We start from the raw sequence: 16,980 nt of genomic DNA on the forward strand, positions 1-16,980 counted from the left end.
TGCAAGCCGGCTTGGCTAGCCGCACCTTGCGGCCACGGCCAAACGGCTTCCAGCGTTCCAGGGATGGGGGTCACGACTCCGACGTTGTCAGCGCCTTCTCCAGTTCGTCGAACACCCGCGCCGTGGCGCCCTTGGCCGCCAGCGAGAACAGCAGCAGCGAGTGGGCGGTGACCTGGTAGACGTCGCCGGACTGGAACACCGGCAGTTCGTCGCGCACGGCCATGTTGGTGTCGATCAGGCAGGTCCATTCGTCCTCGCCGGGGATGTCCGGCAGTGCGAAGTTCACCGGCTCGTGGTGTGCGTTGACCACCAGCAGCACCGTGGCGTCCGACGCCGGCTTGCGGATGCCCGACGTGCGCGCGCGGCCGTCCAGCACCAAACCGAAGCAGCGCATGTTGCCGTCGCCCCATTGCTCGGGCGTCAGGTCGTCGCCGGTCGGGGACAGCCAGCGCACGTCGGCCACCTGCGTGGCCTCGTCCAGATCGCCTGAGAGGAAGCGGCTGCGGCGCAGCACGGGTAGCTTGCGGCGCAGCGTGATCAGGTTCTGCACGAACGCGGTCAGCGCCTGGCCGTCCTCGGTGCGGTCCCAGTCGACCCAGCTTATCTCGTTGTCCTGGCAGTAGGCGTTGTTGTTGCCCTGCTGGGTGCGGCCGAATTCGTCGCCCGCGCACAGCATCGGCGTGCCCTGCGACAGCAGCAGCGTGGCCAGCAGGTTGCGCTTCTGGCGCTCGCGCAGCGCGATGATGTCGGGGTTGTCGGTCGGCCCCTCGGCGCCGCAGTTCCAGGCGTTGTTGTCCGAGCTGCCGTCGCGGTTTTCCTCGCCGTTGGCGTCGTTGTGCTTGTCGTTGTACGAGACCAGGTCGTGCAGCGTAAAGCCGTCGTGCGCGGTGACGAAGTTGACGCTGGCCCACGGGCGCCGGCCACGATGGTCGAACAGGTCCGCCGACGCGGTGAGCCGCCGCGCCAGTTCGGGCGCCATGCCCTCGTCGCCCTTCCAGAACCGGCGCGCGGTGTCGCGGAACTTGTCGTTCCACTCGCCCCAGCCCGGCGGGAAGTTGCCCACCTGGTAGCCGCCGGGGCCGCAGTCCCACGGCTCGGCAATCAGCTTCACGCTGGACAGGATCGGGTCCTGCCGGCATGCCTTCAGGAAGCCGCTCTCGTAGTCGAATCCCTGCGGCTCGCGCGCCAGGATGGTCGCCAGGTCGAAGCGGAAGCCGTCGATCTGCATCTCCGTGACCCAGTAGCGCAGGCTGTCGGCCACCATCTGCAGCACGCGCGGGTGCGACAGGTTCACGGTGTTGCCCGTGCCCGTGTCGTTGATGTAGTAGCGCTTCTGATCGGGCAGCAGCCGGTAGTACGACGCATTGTCGATGCCCCGGAACGACAGCGTCGGCCCGCGCTCGCTACCCTCGGCGGTGTGGTTGTAGACCACGTCCATGATCACTTCCAGCCCCGCCTGGTGAAAGCGGTCGATGGTCTGCTTGATCTCCTGCACGTTGCCGGCCTTGCCGGACAGGAAGCGCTGGTCCGGCGCAAAGAAGCCGATCGTGTTGTAGCCCCAGTAGTTGGTCAGGCCCTTGTCCAGCAGGTGGCTGTCGTTGACAAAGGCGTGCACCGGCAGCAGTTCCACGGTGGTCACGCCCAGGCTCTTCAGATAGTCGATCACCGGCTGCTGGCCCAGCCCGGCAAACGTGCCCTGCAGCGGCTTGGGCACCAGCGGGTGCCGCTTGGTGTAGCCGCGCACATGTGCCTCGTAGACCACGCTCTGGTCCCACGGCACGCGGCTAGCCAGCGGGTGCTCCCAGCTGAACGCCTGATCCACCACCACGCACTTCGGCATGAAGGCCGCGCTGTCGCGGGTGTCGAAGCTCAGGTCTTCCTCGGGTGCGCCGATCGTGTAGCCGAACACGGCGTGGTCCCACTTCAGCTCGCCCACGTACGCCTTGGCGTACGGGTCCAGCAGCAGCTTGTTCGGGTTGAAGCGGTGCCCCTCCTCGGGCGCATAGGGGCCGTGGACGCGGTAGCCGTAGACGGTGCCCGGCGCCAGCCCCTCGATCCGGACGTGCCAGATCTCGTCGGTGAATTCGGGCATGTCGATCCGGTCGATCTGCTCGCGGCCGTCGGCGTCGAACAGGCATAGTTCGACGCGCGTGGCGTGAGCCGAAAACAGGGCGAAGTTGACGCCGCTGCCGTCCCAGGTGGCTCCCAGGGGGAAGGGGTGGCCCTCGCTGATGCGCGATTGCTGCATGGTGGTTCTCTCCGCTTGACTGTGCGTGTTGCCGGAAGGCGTGCCTTCGGAAGAGCCCTCCCAAGCAGGAGCCATGCCGGTTCGCGCCCCGCGCCGGCGCAAGGCGGATTGCAAGAATTGCGCGCGCCATCGTGCACACCCGGCCGTCCCGACGCCTTTTTTTCAACCGGGCGGGCCTGCGCGGCGCCGCCGGCCGCTACACCACCAGATGCAGGCCGATGCCCGTCATGGCGCCCACCGCATTGACCACGGCCGCCGTGCCGCCATGGTGGATCATGTGGCCGGCGCCGGGGGTGAGCACCAGCACGCTGTGCGGGATGTCGCGGTGCAGCTGCTCGCTCTGCCGGGCGGGGTCGACGACGTGGTCTTCCTCGCCGGCCAGCACCGTGACCGGCATGGTCAGGTGCGGGTACAGGCGGTGCAGCGTCTCCACGGCCGGCACCAGGAACGTGGCGTCCTCCGATGCGGCGCGGATCTGGCTGGGCCGCAGGATCAGCTCGCGCGGCACCACGTCCAGGTAGTCGTCGGGCACCGGCCAGGGCGCGAACATCGTGCGCACGGCCCGCCTCAGCAGCGCCCGCCACGCCAGCGGCAGCGCGGTATGGCCCAGCACGTCGCCCACGCCGGGCACCGCGCCGGGCAGGTTGAGCCAGACGTCGGGCCGGGCCGTGGGGTAGTAGTAGCCGGACATCAGCACCAGCCCCGCCACGTCGGCCGGGGCGCGCAGCCCCATCGCCACGGCCACCAGCGTGCCCCACGAATGGCCGACGATGACCGGATGCTCCACGCCCAGCCAGCCCAGCGCCTTCCACAGCAGCGCGGCCTGCGCCTGGGGCGTCCAGCGCCGCAGGCGGGGCCGCTGGCTGTAGCCAAAGCCGGGCCGGTCGATGGCGATCACGCGGTGGCGGCGCGCCAGTGCGTCCACCAGCCCGCTGGCGATGAAGTCTTCCAGCTGCACGCCGTTGCCGTGCAGCAGCACCACGGCCGGCCCCTGGCCGCGCTCCAGATAGTGCAGGCAGACGCCGTCCACTTCCAGGAAGCGGCCGATGGGAAAGTGCTCGCGCTCGGCCTGGCGCGCGCGATGGCGCACCCAGAGCGCGGTGGCGGCGCCGGCCGCGACCACCGTGGCAAGGCTTGCCAGCAGGCCGCGGTGGCCGGTCGACGAAGGCGGGGAGTGGTTGGAATCTGACATGGCGGCAATGGCTGCGAAGGCTGCGATGGCGGCAAGATGAACGTGGGATTCCGGTTTGTCTCGCAATCGATATGCCAGCGGGCCGGCAACGGCCGGCGCCGCGCTGGCCGCCCGGCCCGATGGCGTGGCGTGCAATCCATGGACGCACGCGGTGCAGTAACTACAGCGGCTGGCGCCCCCGGCGGCGGTGCGGCCGGGGCCGCCCGGTGTGGTGCGGATTTTGCTGCGCACCGGCTTGTCGCCACCCGCCACCCATCATGACCCAGACGCTTCCCGCCGCGCTGATGCGCATCCTTGAGGACCGCTTCGGCGTCACGCGCCTGCGGCCCGGCCAGGCCGACGTCCTGCGCAGCGTGCTCGACGGCCGCGACACCATCGCCGTGATGCCCACCGGCAGCGGCAAGTCGCTCTGCTTCCAGCTACCGGCGCTGGTCAGCGACGGGCTTACCGTGGTGGTGTCGCCGCTCATTGCGCTGATGCAGGACCAGGCCACCAAGCTCGGCAACCTGGAACTGGCGCCGGCCGTGCTCAACAGCGCCGTGGGCGACGCCGCGCTGGCGGATCTGGCCCGCCGCCGCGAGCGCATCCTGCTGACCACGCCCGAGCAGCTCGAAGACCCCGAGGTGGTCGATACGCTGCGCCGCAACCGCGTGGCGCTGTTCGTGGTCGACGAGGCGCACTGCATCTCCCAGTGGGGCCACGACTTCCGCCCCGCCTACCTGGGCCTGCGCGACGCCGCCAAGGCGCTGTCGCGCCCGCCGCTGCTGGCGCTGACCGCCACGGCCACCGACGCGGTCATCCAGGACATCGTGCAGGAACTGGGCATGCGCCAGCCGCGCATCGTGCGGGCGCCGTTGTACCGGCCGAACCTGCACTATGCCGTGGAGCATGTGTCGGGCGATGCCGGGCGGCTGGACGCCGTGCGCCGGCTGGTGGGCCGCGAAGCCGGGCAGGGCGGGGCCGGCATTGTCTACACGGCCACCGTGGCCATGGCCGAGCAGTTGCACGGGCTGCTGCGCGAAGCGGGCGTCGAGGCCGCGCTCTATCACGGCCGGCGCACCGCCGCCCAGCGGCGCGCGGCGCAGGACGCGTTCATGACCGGCCAGGCCGCCGTGATGGTGGCGACCAATGCCTTCGGCATGGGGATCGACAAGCCTGACGTGCGCTTTATCGTGCACGCGCAGTCGCCAGGCAGCCTGGACGCTTACTACCAGGAATCGGGCCGCGCCGGCCGCGATGGCGCGCCGGCGCGCTGCACGCTGGTGTTCGACGAGCGCGACCGGCGCATTCACCAGTTCTTCCTGGCCGGCCGCTACCCGGCGGCCACGGACCTGCACCGCATGGCCCTGGCCGTGCAGGACGCGCCGCTGGCGCTGCCGGCGCTGGCCACGGCGCTGCCCGATATCGGCGTGCGGCGGCTGCAGGTTGGCATGCGGATGCTGCGCGACTTCGGCATCGTGGCGCGCGACCGCGCCGGCCGCTTCGCGCTGCGCGACCCGGCCGCGGCCGGCGTCGACGTGATTGCCGCCCGCTACGCAGCGCGCAGCCGCGAGGACCACGCCACGCTGCAGGCGATGCTGGACTACGCCCGCAGCGGCGGCTGCCGCTGGGCCACGCTGCTGGCCTACTACAGCGAGGCGTTCGCGCAGGCGCGTTGCGGCACCTGCGATAGCTGCCGCCGCATGGACGAACTGGCACAGCCGGCCGCCGCCGCGCCGCCGACGCCCGAAAAACGTCCCGCATCCACGCCGGTGGCCGGCCCCGCCTTTGCCACCGGCGACGCGGTGCGCGCCCGGCGCTTCGGCGCGGGCGTGGTCAATGCCGTGTCGGACGAATGGGTCGAGGTGCGCTTTCCGGACGACAGCGTGCGGCGCTTTCTGCCGCATTTCCTGCGGGCGGTGGCGGCGGAACGCCGGCGCGCCGCGTGATCCCCCGGCCGTGGGGTGCCGGCGCCGGCCGGTGACCCGGCGCGGGCAATTGTGCAAGAATGTCGCCGGTCAAGATCGCATCGGCAACGGAAGTGGGCGTTTTCAAATTTTTCCGCAAGCGCAAGCCGGTACCGGCCGTCCCGCCGAGGACGCCGCCGGGCGCCGCGCCTGCGCTCTACGTCCAGGACACCACCAGCTCCTACGAACGCGTGTTCAACCGCGTGATGGCGACGGTGGTGGGCATCTCCGAGGAGGAGGCGTCCGAGATCCTGGCGATGGTCAACCGCAGCGGCTCCGACGGCCTGAACATGGCCGGCTACTTCGAGCAGGTGTACGCGGCGTACTTTCGCGGCCGCGACTGGACCTGGACCGAGTACGACCAGTGGGCGCGCATCTTTGCCGAAATGGGCGCGTATCCGTCGCACTGGACCGATATCGACCAGCCCGCCAAGCCCTGCACCCGCACCGAGGAACTGCTCGCGCAGCGCGTGGGCGACATTCGCGCGTTCCTGGACGGCCGGGGCGTCGAGTATCCGCCGCACGCCGCCAAGGCGCAGCTCGTGGCGCTGGCCGAGGTCACGCCGGGGCTGGAGGATTCCACCCTCTGGCAGGCCGTGCTGGCCACGCGCCGGCAGGACGCGCAGGCCGCCGCCGAACGGCGTCCGCGCCTGCTCTACGACCTGCTGATCCGCACCATCGCCTACCGCGCCAAGAGCGAGCGCGACGCCGAGCGCGCCAAGGCGGCCGGCGTCAAGCGCTTCGACCTGATGCTGACCATCGAGGCCGACCGTCCCTTCGTGGAAGTGGCGCGCAAGAAAAGCCCGTCGGCCGTGCCGCCTTTCTTTCCCAACGATTTCACGCTGCTGCGCCCAATCATCGAGAACGGCGAGCCGGGCGGCCGCTAGGCTGCGCCGGCGCGTCTACAGCACGCCGCGCGCCCGCAGCGCCGCCACGTCCTGCTCGCGCAGCCCCAGGCACTCGCGCAGCACCTCATCGGTGTGCTGGCCCAGCGCGGGCGGCGCGTGGCGCAGCGTGGGCGGCGTGTCCGACAGGCGCAGCGGGCTGGCCGTGCTGCAGATCCGGTTGATGGGGTCGGACGCCGGCTGCGCCCCGTCGGCGTAACGGTACTGCTCCACGCGCAGGCCCCGGTGCCGCACCTGTTCGTCCGCGAACGCCTGGCCGATGTCGTTGATCGGCCCGCACGGCACCGACGCCGCCTCCAGCAGGGCAATCCACTCATGCGTGGCCTTGCCGCGCGTGACCGCGTTCATCATCGGTATCAGCGTCGCCCGATGCGTGACGCGGGCGCTGTTGGTGGCGTAGCGCGCGTCGCGCGCCCAGTCCACATCGGCTACCTCGCAGAAGCGTGCGAACTGCCCGTCGTTGCCGATCGCCAGCAGCATCTTGCCGTCCTGCGTCGGAAAGTCCTGGTACGGCACGACGCTGGGATGCACGTTGCCCTGCCGCGCGGGCACCACGCCCGCGTTCAGGTAGCCGGCGCCCTGGTTGGCCAGCACGGCCATGGCCACGTCCAGCAGCGCGATGTCGATGCGCTGGCCGCGCCCCGTGTGGTGCCGCGCTTCCAGCGCGCCCAGGATGGCCGTGGTGGCGTACATGCCCGTGAACACGTCGATCACGGCCACGCCCACGCGCAGCGGCCCTTCGCCGGGCTCGCCATCGGGCTGGCCCGTGATGCTCATCAGCCCGCTCATCGCCTGCACCAGCAGGTCGTAGCCGGGCCGCGCCGCATAGGGCCCGGTCTGGCCGAAGCCCGTGATCGAACAGTAGATCAGGCGCGGATTCAGCGCGGCCAGCGTGTCGTAGTCCAGCCCGTAGCGCTTCAGCCCGCCGGTCTTGTAGTTCTCGATCACCACGTCGCTGCGGGCCGCCAGCTCGCGCACCAGCCGCTGGCCGTCGGGCGTGGCGATGTCCACGGTCACCGATCGCTTGTTGCGGTTGCACGCGGCAAAGTAGCTGGCCTGCGGCGTGGGGCCGTCCTCGCCGTGCAGGTACGGCGGGCCCCAGTGGCGCGTGTCGTCGCCCGCGCCGGGCTTCTCGATCTTGATCACGTCGGCGCCCAGGTCGGCCAGGTTCTGGGTACACCAGGGGCCGGCCAGCACGCGCGACAGGTCCAGCACGCGCAGATGGCTCAGCGCGCCGGTGCGCGCGGACGGCGGCGGCAAGCCGGGCGAGGCGGCGGCCGACGTCATGCCGGCGCCTGGTCGACCGGCGCGAACACCGGCACCGGCGCGCCGCCGTCGGTCTCGGCAAACCGCACCCTGACGCGCTGGCCGATGCGTACCGTGTCCAGATCGGTATCGACGATGTGGGTCATCATCGTGATGCCTTCGTCCAGCTTCACGTAGGCGATGCAGAACGGATGCGGGCCGGCGCGGCGCGTGATGCTGAACGAGTAGATCTCGCCCAGGCCGCTGGCGGTCTTCCAGTCGGTATCGCCCAGGCAGAACGGGCACAGCGCGCGCGGGTACCAGTGAGGCTTGCCGCACGCCTTGCAGTGGCGCACCAGCAGCTTGCCGTCGCGGGCGGCCTGCCAGAACGCGGCGTTGTCGGGCAACTCGTCCGGGGCCTTGTGGACGGTGGGAACGTAGGGAGTGGTCATGGTAGGCGTCCGGGCTATTCGCGTTCGAGGATCAGGGTGGCGGAGCCGTGGCGCGAGCCCATGTAGCCGCCCGTGCCCTGCGCCAGCGCCAGCTGGCAGTTCCTGACCTGCACGGCGGGATGGGCCTCGCCGCGCAGCTGGCGCACGGCCTCGATCACCTTGGTGATGCCGCCGCGGTTGGCCGGGTGGTTGTTGCACAGGCCGCCGCCGTCGGTGTTGACCGGCATCCGGCCCACGCCGGCGATCAGGTTGCCGTCCATCACGAACCGGCCGCCTTCGCCCTTGCGGCAGAACCCCAGGTCTTCCAGCTGCATCAGCACGGTGATCGTGAAGCTGTCATAGATCGACGCGTACTGGATGTCCGACGGCTTGACACGGGCTTCCTCGAACGCCGCCGCGCCCGACACGCGCGCGGCCGACCACGACAGGTCCACCTCGCCGCCCAGCAGCCCCTTCACGTGCTCGCCGGCGCCCAGCACCTTGATGCGCGGGCGGTTCAGCTTCGCGGCGATTTCCGGGCGGGCCACGACCAGCGCGCCGCCGCCGTCGGACACCACGCAGCAGTCCAGCCGGTGCAGCGGGTCTGAGATCATCGGCGAATTCAGCACGTCCTCGACGGTCACCAGTTCGCGCAGCATTGCGTTGGGGTTGTGCTGCGCATGGTGCGACGCGGCCACCTTGATCCACGCGAGCTGCTCCGGCGTGGTGCCGAACTCGTGCATGTGGCGCTGCGCCACCATCGCGTAGAGATTGACAGTCACCGGGCTGTACGGTGCCTCGAATGGCTGGTCGGGCAGGTTGGCGCCCCAGTTGCGCGCCTGCGTGCCGCTGGAGCCCTCGGAGCGCGGCCGGCCGGCCAGCGTGATCAGTGCCACGTCGCACTTGCCGGCGGCGATGGCCTGCGCGGCGTGCGACACGTGCGCGATATACGACGAGCCGCCCATCTCGCTGGAGTCGACGTGGCGCACGTTCAGGCCCAGGTAGTCGACCATGTTGACCATGCCAAGCCCGGGCGCGTCGCCGGCGCAGAAGTAGCCGTCGACGTCGGCCAGCGTCAGGCCGGCGTCCTGCAGCGCGCCGCGCGCGGCCTCGGCGTGAAGCTGGGGCACGGTCTTGTCCGGTGCCTTGCGGGTCGGGTGCTCGTAGGCCCCGACGATGTATGCCTTGCCGTGGATTGTCATGCGTGGGTCTTCCTCCAATGTCCTGGCTGCCGTGCCGCGTATGCAAGCCGATCTGGCCGATTCTAGGGGCCGGCGCGCCGCGCCGGTTCGAGAATGCCGAATCCGGCCTTCCGGATCGCAAAATGCCGCCCGGCGCCCCGCTGGCGCGCTTTCAGGCCGGCAAAGCCGCCCCTTGTGATTTACGAATGGCGGCGTGCGGGCTTTCGGCTCATGCTGCGCGGACTTCTTCATCGCATTCGTAAAGGACGGCAGGCGTGACCAAGCGGATCCATCAACTGCTCGACCACTGGCTGGCCCAGGCGCCCGGCCAGCCGTTCATCCACCTGCCGGACGGCCGCACGCTGGACTTTGCCGCGCTCGGCGCGCTGACCGCCACCGCCGAGGCCGAGCTGCGCACGCTCGACGTGCGGCCTGGCGACCGCGTGATGGTGGTGGCCGAGAACTGCCCCGAGCACGCCGCGCTGATCCTGGCGTGCAGCCGCGTGGGCGCGTGGTCCTGCGGCGTCAACGCGCGGATGGCGCCGGCCGAGATCGACGCCTTCGCCGCCAAGGCCGATGCCCGCGTGGTCTATTTCACGGCGGCGGCGTCGCGCGCTGCCGCCGGCCATGCCAGCCGCTTCGGCGCGGTGGCATCGGCGCTGCCGGGCATGCAGCGCGGCCCGGTGCGTGCCGATGCCACGCCCGAGCCGCAGCCGCTGCGCGACGCGGTGGCCGCGCTGATCTTCACGTCCGGCACCACGGGCGCGCCCAAGGGCGTGATGCTGACCCACGACGCGCTGATCCACTTCGCCCGCGTCACGCGCGACGCCCGCGCGCTGGGGCCCGCCGACCGCAGCTATGCGTTCGTGCCGATGACGCACATCTTCGGCCTGGGCACGGTGCTGCTCAGCTCGCTGCTGGCCGGCGCGCAGCTTGTGATGCGTCCGCAGTTCGACCCGGCGGACCTGCTCGACGCGCTGGCCCAGCACGGCGTATCGCAGCTCCAGGGCCCGCCCACGCTGTTCTCGCGGCTGCTGGCCTACCTGCAGGAGCAGGGCATCGACCAGCCGGTGGCGCCGGCGCTGCGCTACCTCTACACGGGCGCCGGGCCGCTGGACCTGTCGCTGAAGCGCCGCGTGGAGGCGATGTTCGGTCTGGCGCTGCACCACGGCTACGGGCTGTCCGAGTACGCCGGATCCGTCCACGTGACGCGGCTGGGCGAGCAGCGGCCCGATACCAGCGCCGGCTACGCGGTGGCCGAGGCCGAGGTGCAGGTCACCGACAGCGTGACGGGCCAGCCGCTGCCGCTGGGCACGCGCGGCGAACTATGGCTGCGCGGGCGGGGGCTGATGCCCGGCTACTTCCGCGATGCGGCCGCCACGGCGGCGGTCATGCGCGAAGGGGGCTGGTACGCCAGCGGCGACCTGGGCGAGATGCACGCCGACGGCGCGCTGTTCGTGGTCGGCCGGCTCAAGGAAATGATCATCCGCTCGGGCTTCAACGTCTATCCGGCCGAGGTGGAGACGGCGCTGAACGCGCATCCGAGCATCCAGCGCAGCGCCGTAGTTGGCTGCCCGGAGCAGGACGGCAACGAGGAAATCGTCGCGTTCGTCGAGCTGCGCCCGGGCGCCGGCCTGGACACCGCCGCGCTGCACGGCCACCTGCGCGAGCGGCTGGCGCCTTACAAGCGGCCCGCGCGCATCGTGGCGCTGCCCGAACTGCCCACCAATAACAACGGCAAGATCCTCAAGCGCGTGCTGCAGGAGCAGGCCGGCTCGATGTTGACCCAAGGAGACCCCGCATGACCCGCTCTTTCCAAGCGCCTTCCGCCCTGCGCCGGCGGCTGATGGCGGCCGGCCTGTTCGGCGCCGTGGCACACCCGTTCGCGGCGCTGGCGGCCGATGCCTGGCCCGCCAAGCCGGTGCGCCTGATCGTGCCGTTTCCGCCAGGCGGCCCGGTGGACAGCACCGCGCGCATCGCAAGCCAGAAGCTCGGCGAGATCTGGAAGCAGCCGATGGTCATCGACAACCGCGCCGGCGCCGGCGGCACGATCGGCGCCGCCATCGCGGCGAAGGAGGCACCGGACGGCTACACGCTGTTCCTGGGATCGATCCACCATGCGGTGAACCCGTCGCTGATGGGCAAGCTGCCATACGACATCGAGAAGGACTTCGCCCCGGTCAGCTTTGCGGCGATGTTTCCGGTGTTCGTGGTGGCCCACCCGTCGGTGCCGGCCAGCAACATCAAGGAACTGGTCGCGTACGCGAAGGCGGGGCACACGCTGGCCTACGGGTCGTCGGGCAACGGCGGCGGCACGCACCTGGCGGGCGAACTGTTCAATATCGAGGCTGGCACCAAGCTGCAGCACGTGCCGTACAAGGGCAGCGGCCCGGCCATGAACGACCTGCTGGGCGGCCAGGTGCAACTGATGTTCAGCGATGCGCCGACCGCGCTGCAGCACATCAAGTCGGGCCGCATCAAGGTACTGGGCGTGGCCAGCCGCCAGCGCTCGGGCATGCTGCCCGACGTGCCCACCGTGGCCGAGTCGGGCCTGCCCGGCTACGAGGCGTATTCCTGGGCCGCGCTGTTCGCGCCAGCCCAGACGCCCAAGGCCGTGCTGGACAAGATCAATGCCGACTTCAACGTCGCCATGAAGGACCCCGCCGTCAAGCAGCGCCTGCTGCAGGCCGGCGCCGAGGCCGACGCGGGCACCCAGGCCCAGATGCGCGACCGGCTGCATGCCGAGATCGCCAAATGGCGCAAGGTGATTCAGACCGCGGCGATCACGGCGGGGTGAGGTTTGGGCGGCGTCGCAGGTTGGACGGCTGGCCCTCTCCCCCAGCCCCTCTCCCGCACGGCGGGAGAGGGGAGCAGACCGGCGGGGTTTGAGCCGTCAGCAGCAGGCATGCCCGCCGCTATGCGCTGCCTTTTTTACGGCGTGGGAGATGGTTTGAACTGCCATGCCCTCACCCCCGCCCCCTCTCCCGCACGGCGGGAGAGGGGAGCAGACCGGCGGGGTTTGAGCCATCAGCAGCAGGCATGCCCGCCGCTATGCGCTGCCTTTTTTACGGCGTGGGAGAGGGAGCAGACCGGCGGGGTTTGAGCCGTCAGCAGCAGGCACGCCCGCCGCTATGCGCTCCCCTCTCCCACGCGTGGGAGAGGGGTTGGGGGAGAGGGCGTCGAGGGTCTGCTTGCCGACCAGTCCCAGTAGAGCCCCCAGCCCAGCCAGCAAGAACCACTACCCGCCTTCCGCCCCCGGCCACCGGAACAGCGGCGGCTCCTTTTCCTTGAAGCGCCTGACTGCCTCGTGGTGGTAGTCGGTGGTGAACGCAATGCCTTGCCCGAGCGATTCCAGTTCCAGCATGCCGCGCACGTCGTTGCCCAGGGACTGGTGCAGTGCGCGCTTGGTCAGGGCGAAGGCCACCGGCGAGGCGGCGGCCATGGCGCGGGCGAGCTGGTCTGCGCGGGCGTGCAGCCGTTCCGCGGGCACGATCTCGAAGACGGCGCCGATCTGGCGCGCTTCCTCGGCGCCGATCTCTCGCGCGCTGAAGACGAGGTCGCGCGCGCGGGCCATGCCGACCACGCGCGGCAGCGTGTACAGCGCGCCGCAGTCGGGCACCAGGCCCACTTTCATGAATGGCATGCAGAACCGCGCGCGCGGCGTGGCGACGATGAAGTCGGCCAGCAGCGCCAGGCTGAAGCCGGCGCCGTAGGCCACGCCGTCCACCGCGGCCACCACGGGGCGGTCCAGGTCGGCGAGCAGGGCGATCCAGCCGTGCAGATCGTCCATGCGGTTGCGGCCGGCGTCGGCGGCGGCCACGTTCATTGCGCGGATGTCGCCGCCGGCGCAGAAGTCGGTGCCGGCGCCGCGCAGCACCACGGCGCGCACGTCGCGGTTGGCGCGGATGTTCTGCACGGCCTCGCGCAGCGCATCGCGGATCGGGCCGTTCAGCGCGTTCTTCTGCTGCGGGCGGTTCAGCGTCAACGTGGCCACGCCGTCCGCGACGTCCACCAGCAGCGTGTGTTCCTCGGTCATGCCTTGTCTCCGGGCGCGTTCGATGGCACAGCTTGAACGATGCGTGGCGGCGCGGCTATTCCGATGTTCGGAATCCGGCATTCGCCTGCCGCGAAGTCCCCCCGTAGTTGCGAGCATGGCGAAGGGGCGGCGGTTCGGGGGATAATCGCCGACCACCCCGGGAGACAACGTCATGCGCTTCGATCTGGTCGATCTGAACCTCTTCACGCATATCGCGGAAGCCAGCAGCCTGACCCGCGGTGCAGAACGTTGCCACCTGTCGCTGCCGGCGGCCAGCACGCGCATCAAGAACCTGGAAGAGCAGGTGGGCGTGAAGCTGCTGAGCCGCAGCAGCCAGGGCGTGAAGGTCACGCCGGCCGGCGAGACGCTGCTGGCCCACGCGCGCCGCGTGCTGCGCCAGATCGAGCAGTTGAGCGGCGACCTGCAGGAGTACGCGTCGGGCATCAAGGGCCACGTGCGCGTGTTCGCCAACACCACGGCCATGAGCGAATTCCTGCCCGGCGTGCTGCGTACGTACCTGGTCAACCATCCCGATGTGACCGTCGACATCCGCGAACGGCTGAGCCCCGACATCGTGCGGGCCGTGCAGGAAGGCATGGTCGATATCGGCATCGCGGCCAGCGGCGTGAACATGGAAGGGCTGGAGGTGATGCCTTACCGGCGCGACCGCCTGGTGCTGGCCACGGCGCTGAGCCACGCGCTGGCGCAGCGCAAGCGCGTGCGGTTCGTGGAGACGCTGGACTACGACTTCATCGGCCTGCCCGAGGAAAGTGCGATCCACAACTTCCTGAAGCGCGCCGCCGCCGACCTGCAGCGCACGCTGCACTGGCGCATCCAGGTCAGCAACTTCGAGACCGCCGCCCGCATGATCGAGGCCAACGTCGGCATTGGCGTGCTGCCGGAAAGCACGGCGCGCCGCCATGCGCAGACCATGGCGCTCAACATCGTGCAGATCGAGGATGACTGGGCCGAGCGCAAGCTGCAGATCTGCGTGGCGGACCTGGACGCGCTGCCGGTGTTCGCGCGCAAGCTGGTGGACCTGCTGGTGGCGGACGGCACCGGCGAGCCGGCCTGAGTTGGCGCGCGCCCGGCTGCGCTAGGCCAGCTCCGCCAGCATGCCGCGCAACTGGTGCTTGTGCAGCTTGCCGCTGGCGGTGGTGGGGATGGCCGGCACGCGCACGATGCGCGCCGGGCGCTTGTACGGCGACAGCCGCTCGGCCAGGTAGGCGTGCAGCGCGGCCGCGTCGAACGTCTCGCCGTCGCGCAGTTCCACAAACGCCACCACTTCCTCGTTGCCGTCGGCGGCCGGGCGGCCCACCACGGCCGACAGCCGCACCGACGGGTGCCCGTTGATGACCGATTCCACCTCGATCGGGTAGACGCTAAAGCCCGAGCGGATGATCAGGTCGCGCGTGCGGCCGACGATGTACAGCGCGCCGTCGGGGCCAAGCCGGCCGATGTCGCCGGTGTTGAGCCAGCCGTCCGGGCGCAGCGCCTCGGCCGTCTGCGCCGGCGCGCGGTAGTAGCCGCGCATCACGCCCGGGCCCTTGACCCACAGCTCGCCGGGCGTGCCGGCCGGCACGGGCTCGCCGTCCGGGCCGACGATGCGCAGCGCCGCGCCTTCGACAATCTCGCCGGCCGAGCAGTCGCTGCGCGGGCGATCCATCCGCGTGATGAACAGCGAGCCCGCGTACTCGGTCATGCCGTAGCCATGGTGCAGCGGCTGGCCGAACAGGGTCTCGACGTTGCGCTTGAGCGTGGGCTCCAGCGGCCCGCCGCCCGTGTACAGGTAGCGCAGCCGCCGCGTGGGCAGCGTGGCAATGCCCTGCTTGTGCAGGTGCGCCAGGATGCGGCTGAACATGGCCGGCACGCCCTGCAGGATCGAGATGGCCTCGCGCTGCAGCGCGGCGCAGGCGTCGTTGACGTTGAAGCGCGCCACCAGGTACAGGCTGCCACCGCCCTGGAACGTGGCCAGCAGCAGCGTGGCCAGCCCGAAGATATGGGACATCGGCATTACCGCGTAGGCACAGTCGCCGGGGCCGATGCCACGCGTGTCGGCCGTGACGCGCGCGTAGTGCAGCAGGCCGCGGTGGGTGACCATCACGCCCTTGGGCTGGCCGGTGGTGCCGGACGTGTAGATCAGCGCGGCCACGTCGCGCGCCACGTCGGCCGGTTCGCGGGCGCTGCTGGTATCGACATCGGCGGCCATCAGCGGCCCGAGCCCGGCCGGGGCGATCTCGCGCGCGCGGTAGCGCAGGCCGTGCCGCAGCGCGTCGGGCGAGGCCGCGTGGGTGAACAGCATCAGGCGCGGCGTGCAGTGGGCGCGGATTTCCTCGATCTCGCGCGCCGTGAGCCGTGCGTTCGTCACCACGGGCCAGGCGCCGATTTCCGATAGCGCAAAGACCAGCGTGATCACGGCCAGGCAGTTCTCGCCAATGATCATCACGCGGTCGCCGGTGTCCACGCCCTGCGCGGCCAGATAGTCGCGCGCCAGCCCCACGGCGTGCCAGAGCTGCGCGAACGTGACGGTCCGCTCGCCTTCCAGCACGGCCACGTTGGCCGGGGCCTGGGTGGCCCAGTGGCGGGCGATGTCGCTGATGCGGGTGGCGCTGGCTCGGTCCTGCGGCATCTCGCTGAAGTCCTTTTCGAAGGGGGATTCGGGGTCGTCCGGGCCGGAGGCTTTCCGGCATGTCGCAGTGTAGGGGCGGCCTTGCCGGCCCCGCAATTCGTGATCGGGAAAGCGGCGCTTCGGCCCGGCGGAAGCCCCACGCGCAGCGCTATTCCACCTCGATGCCGGCGGTCTTCACCACGTTGCCCCACAGCGCCAGTTCGCGCTTGATGCGGTCCTGCAGCGGCGCCGGGCCGGTGATGTTCAGGTCGTAGCCCACCTCCGTCATGCGCGTGCGGAACGCGGGGTCCTGTCCCACGGCCTGCTGGGCCTTGACCAGCCGGTCCACCACGTCGGCAGGCATGCCCGGCGGGCCGACCAGGCCGTACCAGCCGGTCAGGTCGTACTGCTTGAGGCCCGATTCCACCAGCGTCGGCACGGTCGGCAGCGCGGCGTTGCGCGTCTTCGACGTGACGGCCAGCGCGCGCACCTTGCCGCCCTGGATGTGGCCGATGGCGGTGCCGGTGATGTCGAACATGAACGTGACCTTGCCGCTCATCACGTCGGCCATGGCCGGCGCGTTGCCCTTGTACGGCACGTGCAGCATCTTCACGCCGGTCATCTGCGCCAGCAACTCGGCCGACAGGTGGTTTGACGCGCCCACGCCGGCCGACCCGTAGCTGACCTCGCCCGGATGCTTGCGCGCGTAGGCCACCAGTTCGTCGACGTTCTTGGCCGGGAAGTCCTTGTTCAGCAGCAGGACGTTGGTGTAGTCGGTGATCAGCCCCACGTAGCTGAAGTCCTGCGCGGGCTTGAAGCTGACCGACTTCTGGATCAGCGGGGTCATTGTCATGGTGGGGCTGGCCACGAAGTAGAGCGTGTAGCCGTCGGGCTTCGCGCTCGTGGTCATGCCGGCGGCAATGGCGCCGCTGGCCCCGGCGCGGTTGTCCACGACCACCGGCTGCTTGAGCACCCGGCCCATGTAGTCGGCGTAGATGCGCGCGGCCGTGTCCACCGGGCCGCCCGGCGCGTAGCCGACCAGCAGCCGCACAGGGCGCGCGGGATAGGTGTCGGCCAGCGCCGTCCCTTGGGCCAGCGCCAGTACCGCGCCGGCCAGCATGATTCGCAGCATCGTCTCCTCCTTTTTCAGGATTGTGGGAGCAGACTGTGCGGCAGCGCCGCCCCCCA

The 16,980-nt window shown here is 70.6% G+C and carries 13 protein-coding genes; 5 read left to right on the forward strand and 8 right to left on the reverse strand.

Annotation, left to right across the window (positions count from 1 at the left end; genetic code table 11):
- Window positions 1-70: 70 nt before the first annotated feature.
- Both glgX and EPAKOI_RS18120 read right to left on the reverse strand, forming a co-directional pair.
- Window positions 71-2,248 (reverse strand): glycogen debranching protein GlgX, encoded by a 2,178-nt coding sequence (gene glgX, locus EPAKOI_RS18115; RefSeq protein ID WP_423194193.1) that lies wholly within the window; start codon window positions 2,246-2,248, stop codon window positions 71-73.
- Window positions 2,249-2,444: 196 nt separating this feature from the next.
- Complete coding sequence (locus EPAKOI_RS18120; protein ID WP_423194194.1) at window positions 2,445-3,440, reverse strand: alpha/beta fold hydrolase; 996 nt, start codon at window positions 3,438-3,440, stop codon at window positions 2,445-2,447.
- A 257-nt stretch (window positions 3,441-3,697) separates the two neighbouring features.
- Between EPAKOI_RS18120 and EPAKOI_RS18125 the strand changes: the two genes are divergently transcribed.
- Window positions 3,698-5,368 (forward strand): RecQ family ATP-dependent DNA helicase, encoded by a 1,671-nt coding sequence (locus EPAKOI_RS18125; protein ID WP_423194195.1) that lies wholly within the window; start codon window positions 3,698-3,700, stop codon window positions 5,366-5,368.
- 92 nt (window positions 5,369-5,460) lie between these two features.
- Window positions 5,461-6,273, forward strand: coding sequence for a hypothetical protein (locus tag EPAKOI_RS18130; RefSeq protein WP_423194196.1), 813 nt, complete (start codon window positions 5,461-5,463; stop codon window positions 6,271-6,273).
- Between the two features lie 15 nt (window positions 6,274-6,288).
- Here EPAKOI_RS18130 and EPAKOI_RS18135 read toward each other — a convergent pair whose 3' ends face one another.
- Genes EPAKOI_RS18135 through EPAKOI_RS18145 form a run of 3 tightly spaced genes read right to left on the reverse strand, consistent with a single transcriptional unit; the run spans window position 6,289 to window position 9,169 of the window.
- Window positions 6,289-7,578 carry a CaiB/BaiF CoA transferase family protein gene (locus EPAKOI_RS18135; protein WP_423194197.1) on the reverse strand — a complete coding sequence of 430 codons (1,290 nt, stop codon included), beginning with the start codon at window positions 7,576-7,578 and terminating at the stop codon, window positions 6,289-6,291.
- Entirely contained in the window at window positions 7,575-7,988 is a 414-nt protein-coding gene (locus tag EPAKOI_RS18140; protein WP_423194198.1) for a Zn-ribbon domain-containing OB-fold protein, read from the reverse strand. Before EPAKOI_RS18140 ends, EPAKOI_RS18135 begins: the two co-directional genes overlap by 4 nt.
- Before the next feature lie 14 nt (window positions 7,989-8,002).
- The gene (locus EPAKOI_RS18145) at window positions 8,003-9,169 is read right to left on the reverse strand and encodes a thiolase domain-containing protein (protein ID WP_124685369.1); all 1,167 of its coding nucleotides are present in this window, start codon (window positions 9,167-9,169) and stop codon (window positions 8,003-8,005) included.
- Window positions 9,170-9,423: 254 nt separating this feature from the next.
- On the opposite strand from EPAKOI_RS18145, the gene EPAKOI_RS18150 reads away from it, so the two are divergent.
- Window positions 9,424-10,953: a class I adenylate-forming enzyme family protein gene (locus tag EPAKOI_RS18150; RefSeq protein WP_423194199.1), complete on the forward strand. Its 1,530-nt coding sequence runs from the start codon at window positions 9,424-9,426 to the stop codon at window positions 10,951-10,953.
- Window positions 10,950-11,945, forward strand: a complete 996-nt coding sequence (locus tag EPAKOI_RS18155; RefSeq protein ID WP_423194200.1) for a tripartite tricarboxylate transporter substrate binding protein — start codon at window positions 10,950-10,952, stop codon at window positions 11,943-11,945. Before EPAKOI_RS18150 ends, EPAKOI_RS18155 begins: the two co-directional genes overlap by 4 nt.
- A gap of 441 nt (window positions 11,946-12,386) precedes the next feature.
- Here EPAKOI_RS18155 and EPAKOI_RS18160 read toward each other — a convergent pair whose 3' ends face one another.
- On the reverse strand, window positions 12,387-13,184 hold the full coding sequence (locus EPAKOI_RS18160; RefSeq protein WP_423194201.1) for an enoyl-CoA hydratase/isomerase family protein: 798 nt from the start codon (window positions 13,182-13,184) through the stop codon (window positions 12,387-12,389).
- 172 nt (window positions 13,185-13,356) lie between these two features.
- Here EPAKOI_RS18160 and EPAKOI_RS18165 point away from each other — a divergent pair, with 172 nt between their 5' ends.
- On the forward strand, window positions 13,357-14,259 hold the full coding sequence (locus EPAKOI_RS18165) for a LysR substrate-binding domain-containing protein (protein ID WP_124685365.1): 903 nt from the start codon (window positions 13,357-13,359) through the stop codon (window positions 14,257-14,259).
- 21 nt (window positions 14,260-14,280) lie between these two features.
- On the opposite strand, the gene EPAKOI_RS18170 is transcribed toward EPAKOI_RS18165, so the two are convergent.
- A complete protein-coding gene (locus EPAKOI_RS18170) occupies window positions 14,281-15,813 on the reverse strand; it encodes a class I adenylate-forming enzyme family protein (RefSeq protein WP_423194202.1) in 1,533 nt (510 codons plus the stop codon).
- Window positions 15,814-15,961: 148 nt separating this feature from the next.
- The gene (locus EPAKOI_RS18175; protein ID WP_313837056.1) at window positions 15,962-16,924 is read right to left on the reverse strand and encodes a tripartite tricarboxylate transporter substrate binding protein; all 963 of its coding nucleotides are present in this window, start codon (window positions 16,922-16,924) and stop codon (window positions 15,962-15,964) included.
- Between the last annotated feature and the right edge of the window lie 56 nt (window positions 16,925-16,980).

The sequence above is a fragment of the Cupriavidus sp. H18C2 genome (assembly GCF_049393795.1).
GTDB classification, from domain to species: domain Bacteria; phylum Pseudomonadota; class Gammaproteobacteria; order Burkholderiales; family Burkholderiaceae; genus Cupriavidus; species Cupriavidus pauculus_C.

Coding starts and splice junctions, on each gene's coding strand:
- EPAKOI_RS18175 (WP_313837056.1), bottom strand. CDS start 16,924: ATGCTGCGAATCATGCTGGCCGGCGCGGTACTGGCGCTGGCCCAAGGG.
- EPAKOI_RS18170 (WP_423194202.1), bottom strand. CDS start 15,813: ATGCCGCAGGACCGAGCCAGCGCCACCCGCATCAGCGACATCGCCCGC.
- EPAKOI_RS18140 (WP_423194198.1), bottom strand. CDS start 7,988: ATGACCACTCCCTACGTTCCCACCGTCCACAAGGCCCCGGACGAGTTG.
- EPAKOI_RS18125 (WP_423194195.1), top strand. CDS start 3,698: ATGACCCAGACGCTTCCCGCCGCGCTGATGCGCATCCTTGAGGACCGC.
- EPAKOI_RS18135 (WP_423194197.1), bottom strand. CDS start 7,578: ATGACGTCGGCCGCCGCCTCGCCCGGCTTGCCGCCGCCGTCCGCGCGC.
- EPAKOI_RS18155 (WP_423194200.1), top strand. CDS start 10,950: ATGACCCGCTCTTTCCAAGCGCCTTCCGCCCTGCGCCGGCGGCTGATG.
- EPAKOI_RS18145 (WP_124685369.1), bottom strand. CDS start 9,169: ATGACAATCCACGGCAAGGCATACATCGTCGGGGCCTACGAGCACCCG.
- EPAKOI_RS18160 (WP_423194201.1), bottom strand. CDS start 13,184: ATGACCGAGGAACACACGCTGCTGGTGGACGTCGCGGACGGCGTGGCC.
- EPAKOI_RS18165 (WP_124685365.1), top strand. CDS start 13,357: ATGCGCTTCGATCTGGTCGATCTGAACCTCTTCACGCATATCGCGGAA.
- EPAKOI_RS18120 (WP_423194194.1), bottom strand. CDS start 3,440: ATGTCAGATTCCAACCACTCCCCGCCTTCGTCGACCGGCCACCGCGGC.
- glgX (WP_423194193.1), bottom strand. CDS start 2,248: ATGCAGCAATCGCGCATCAGCGAGGGCCACCCCTTCCCCCTGGGAGCC.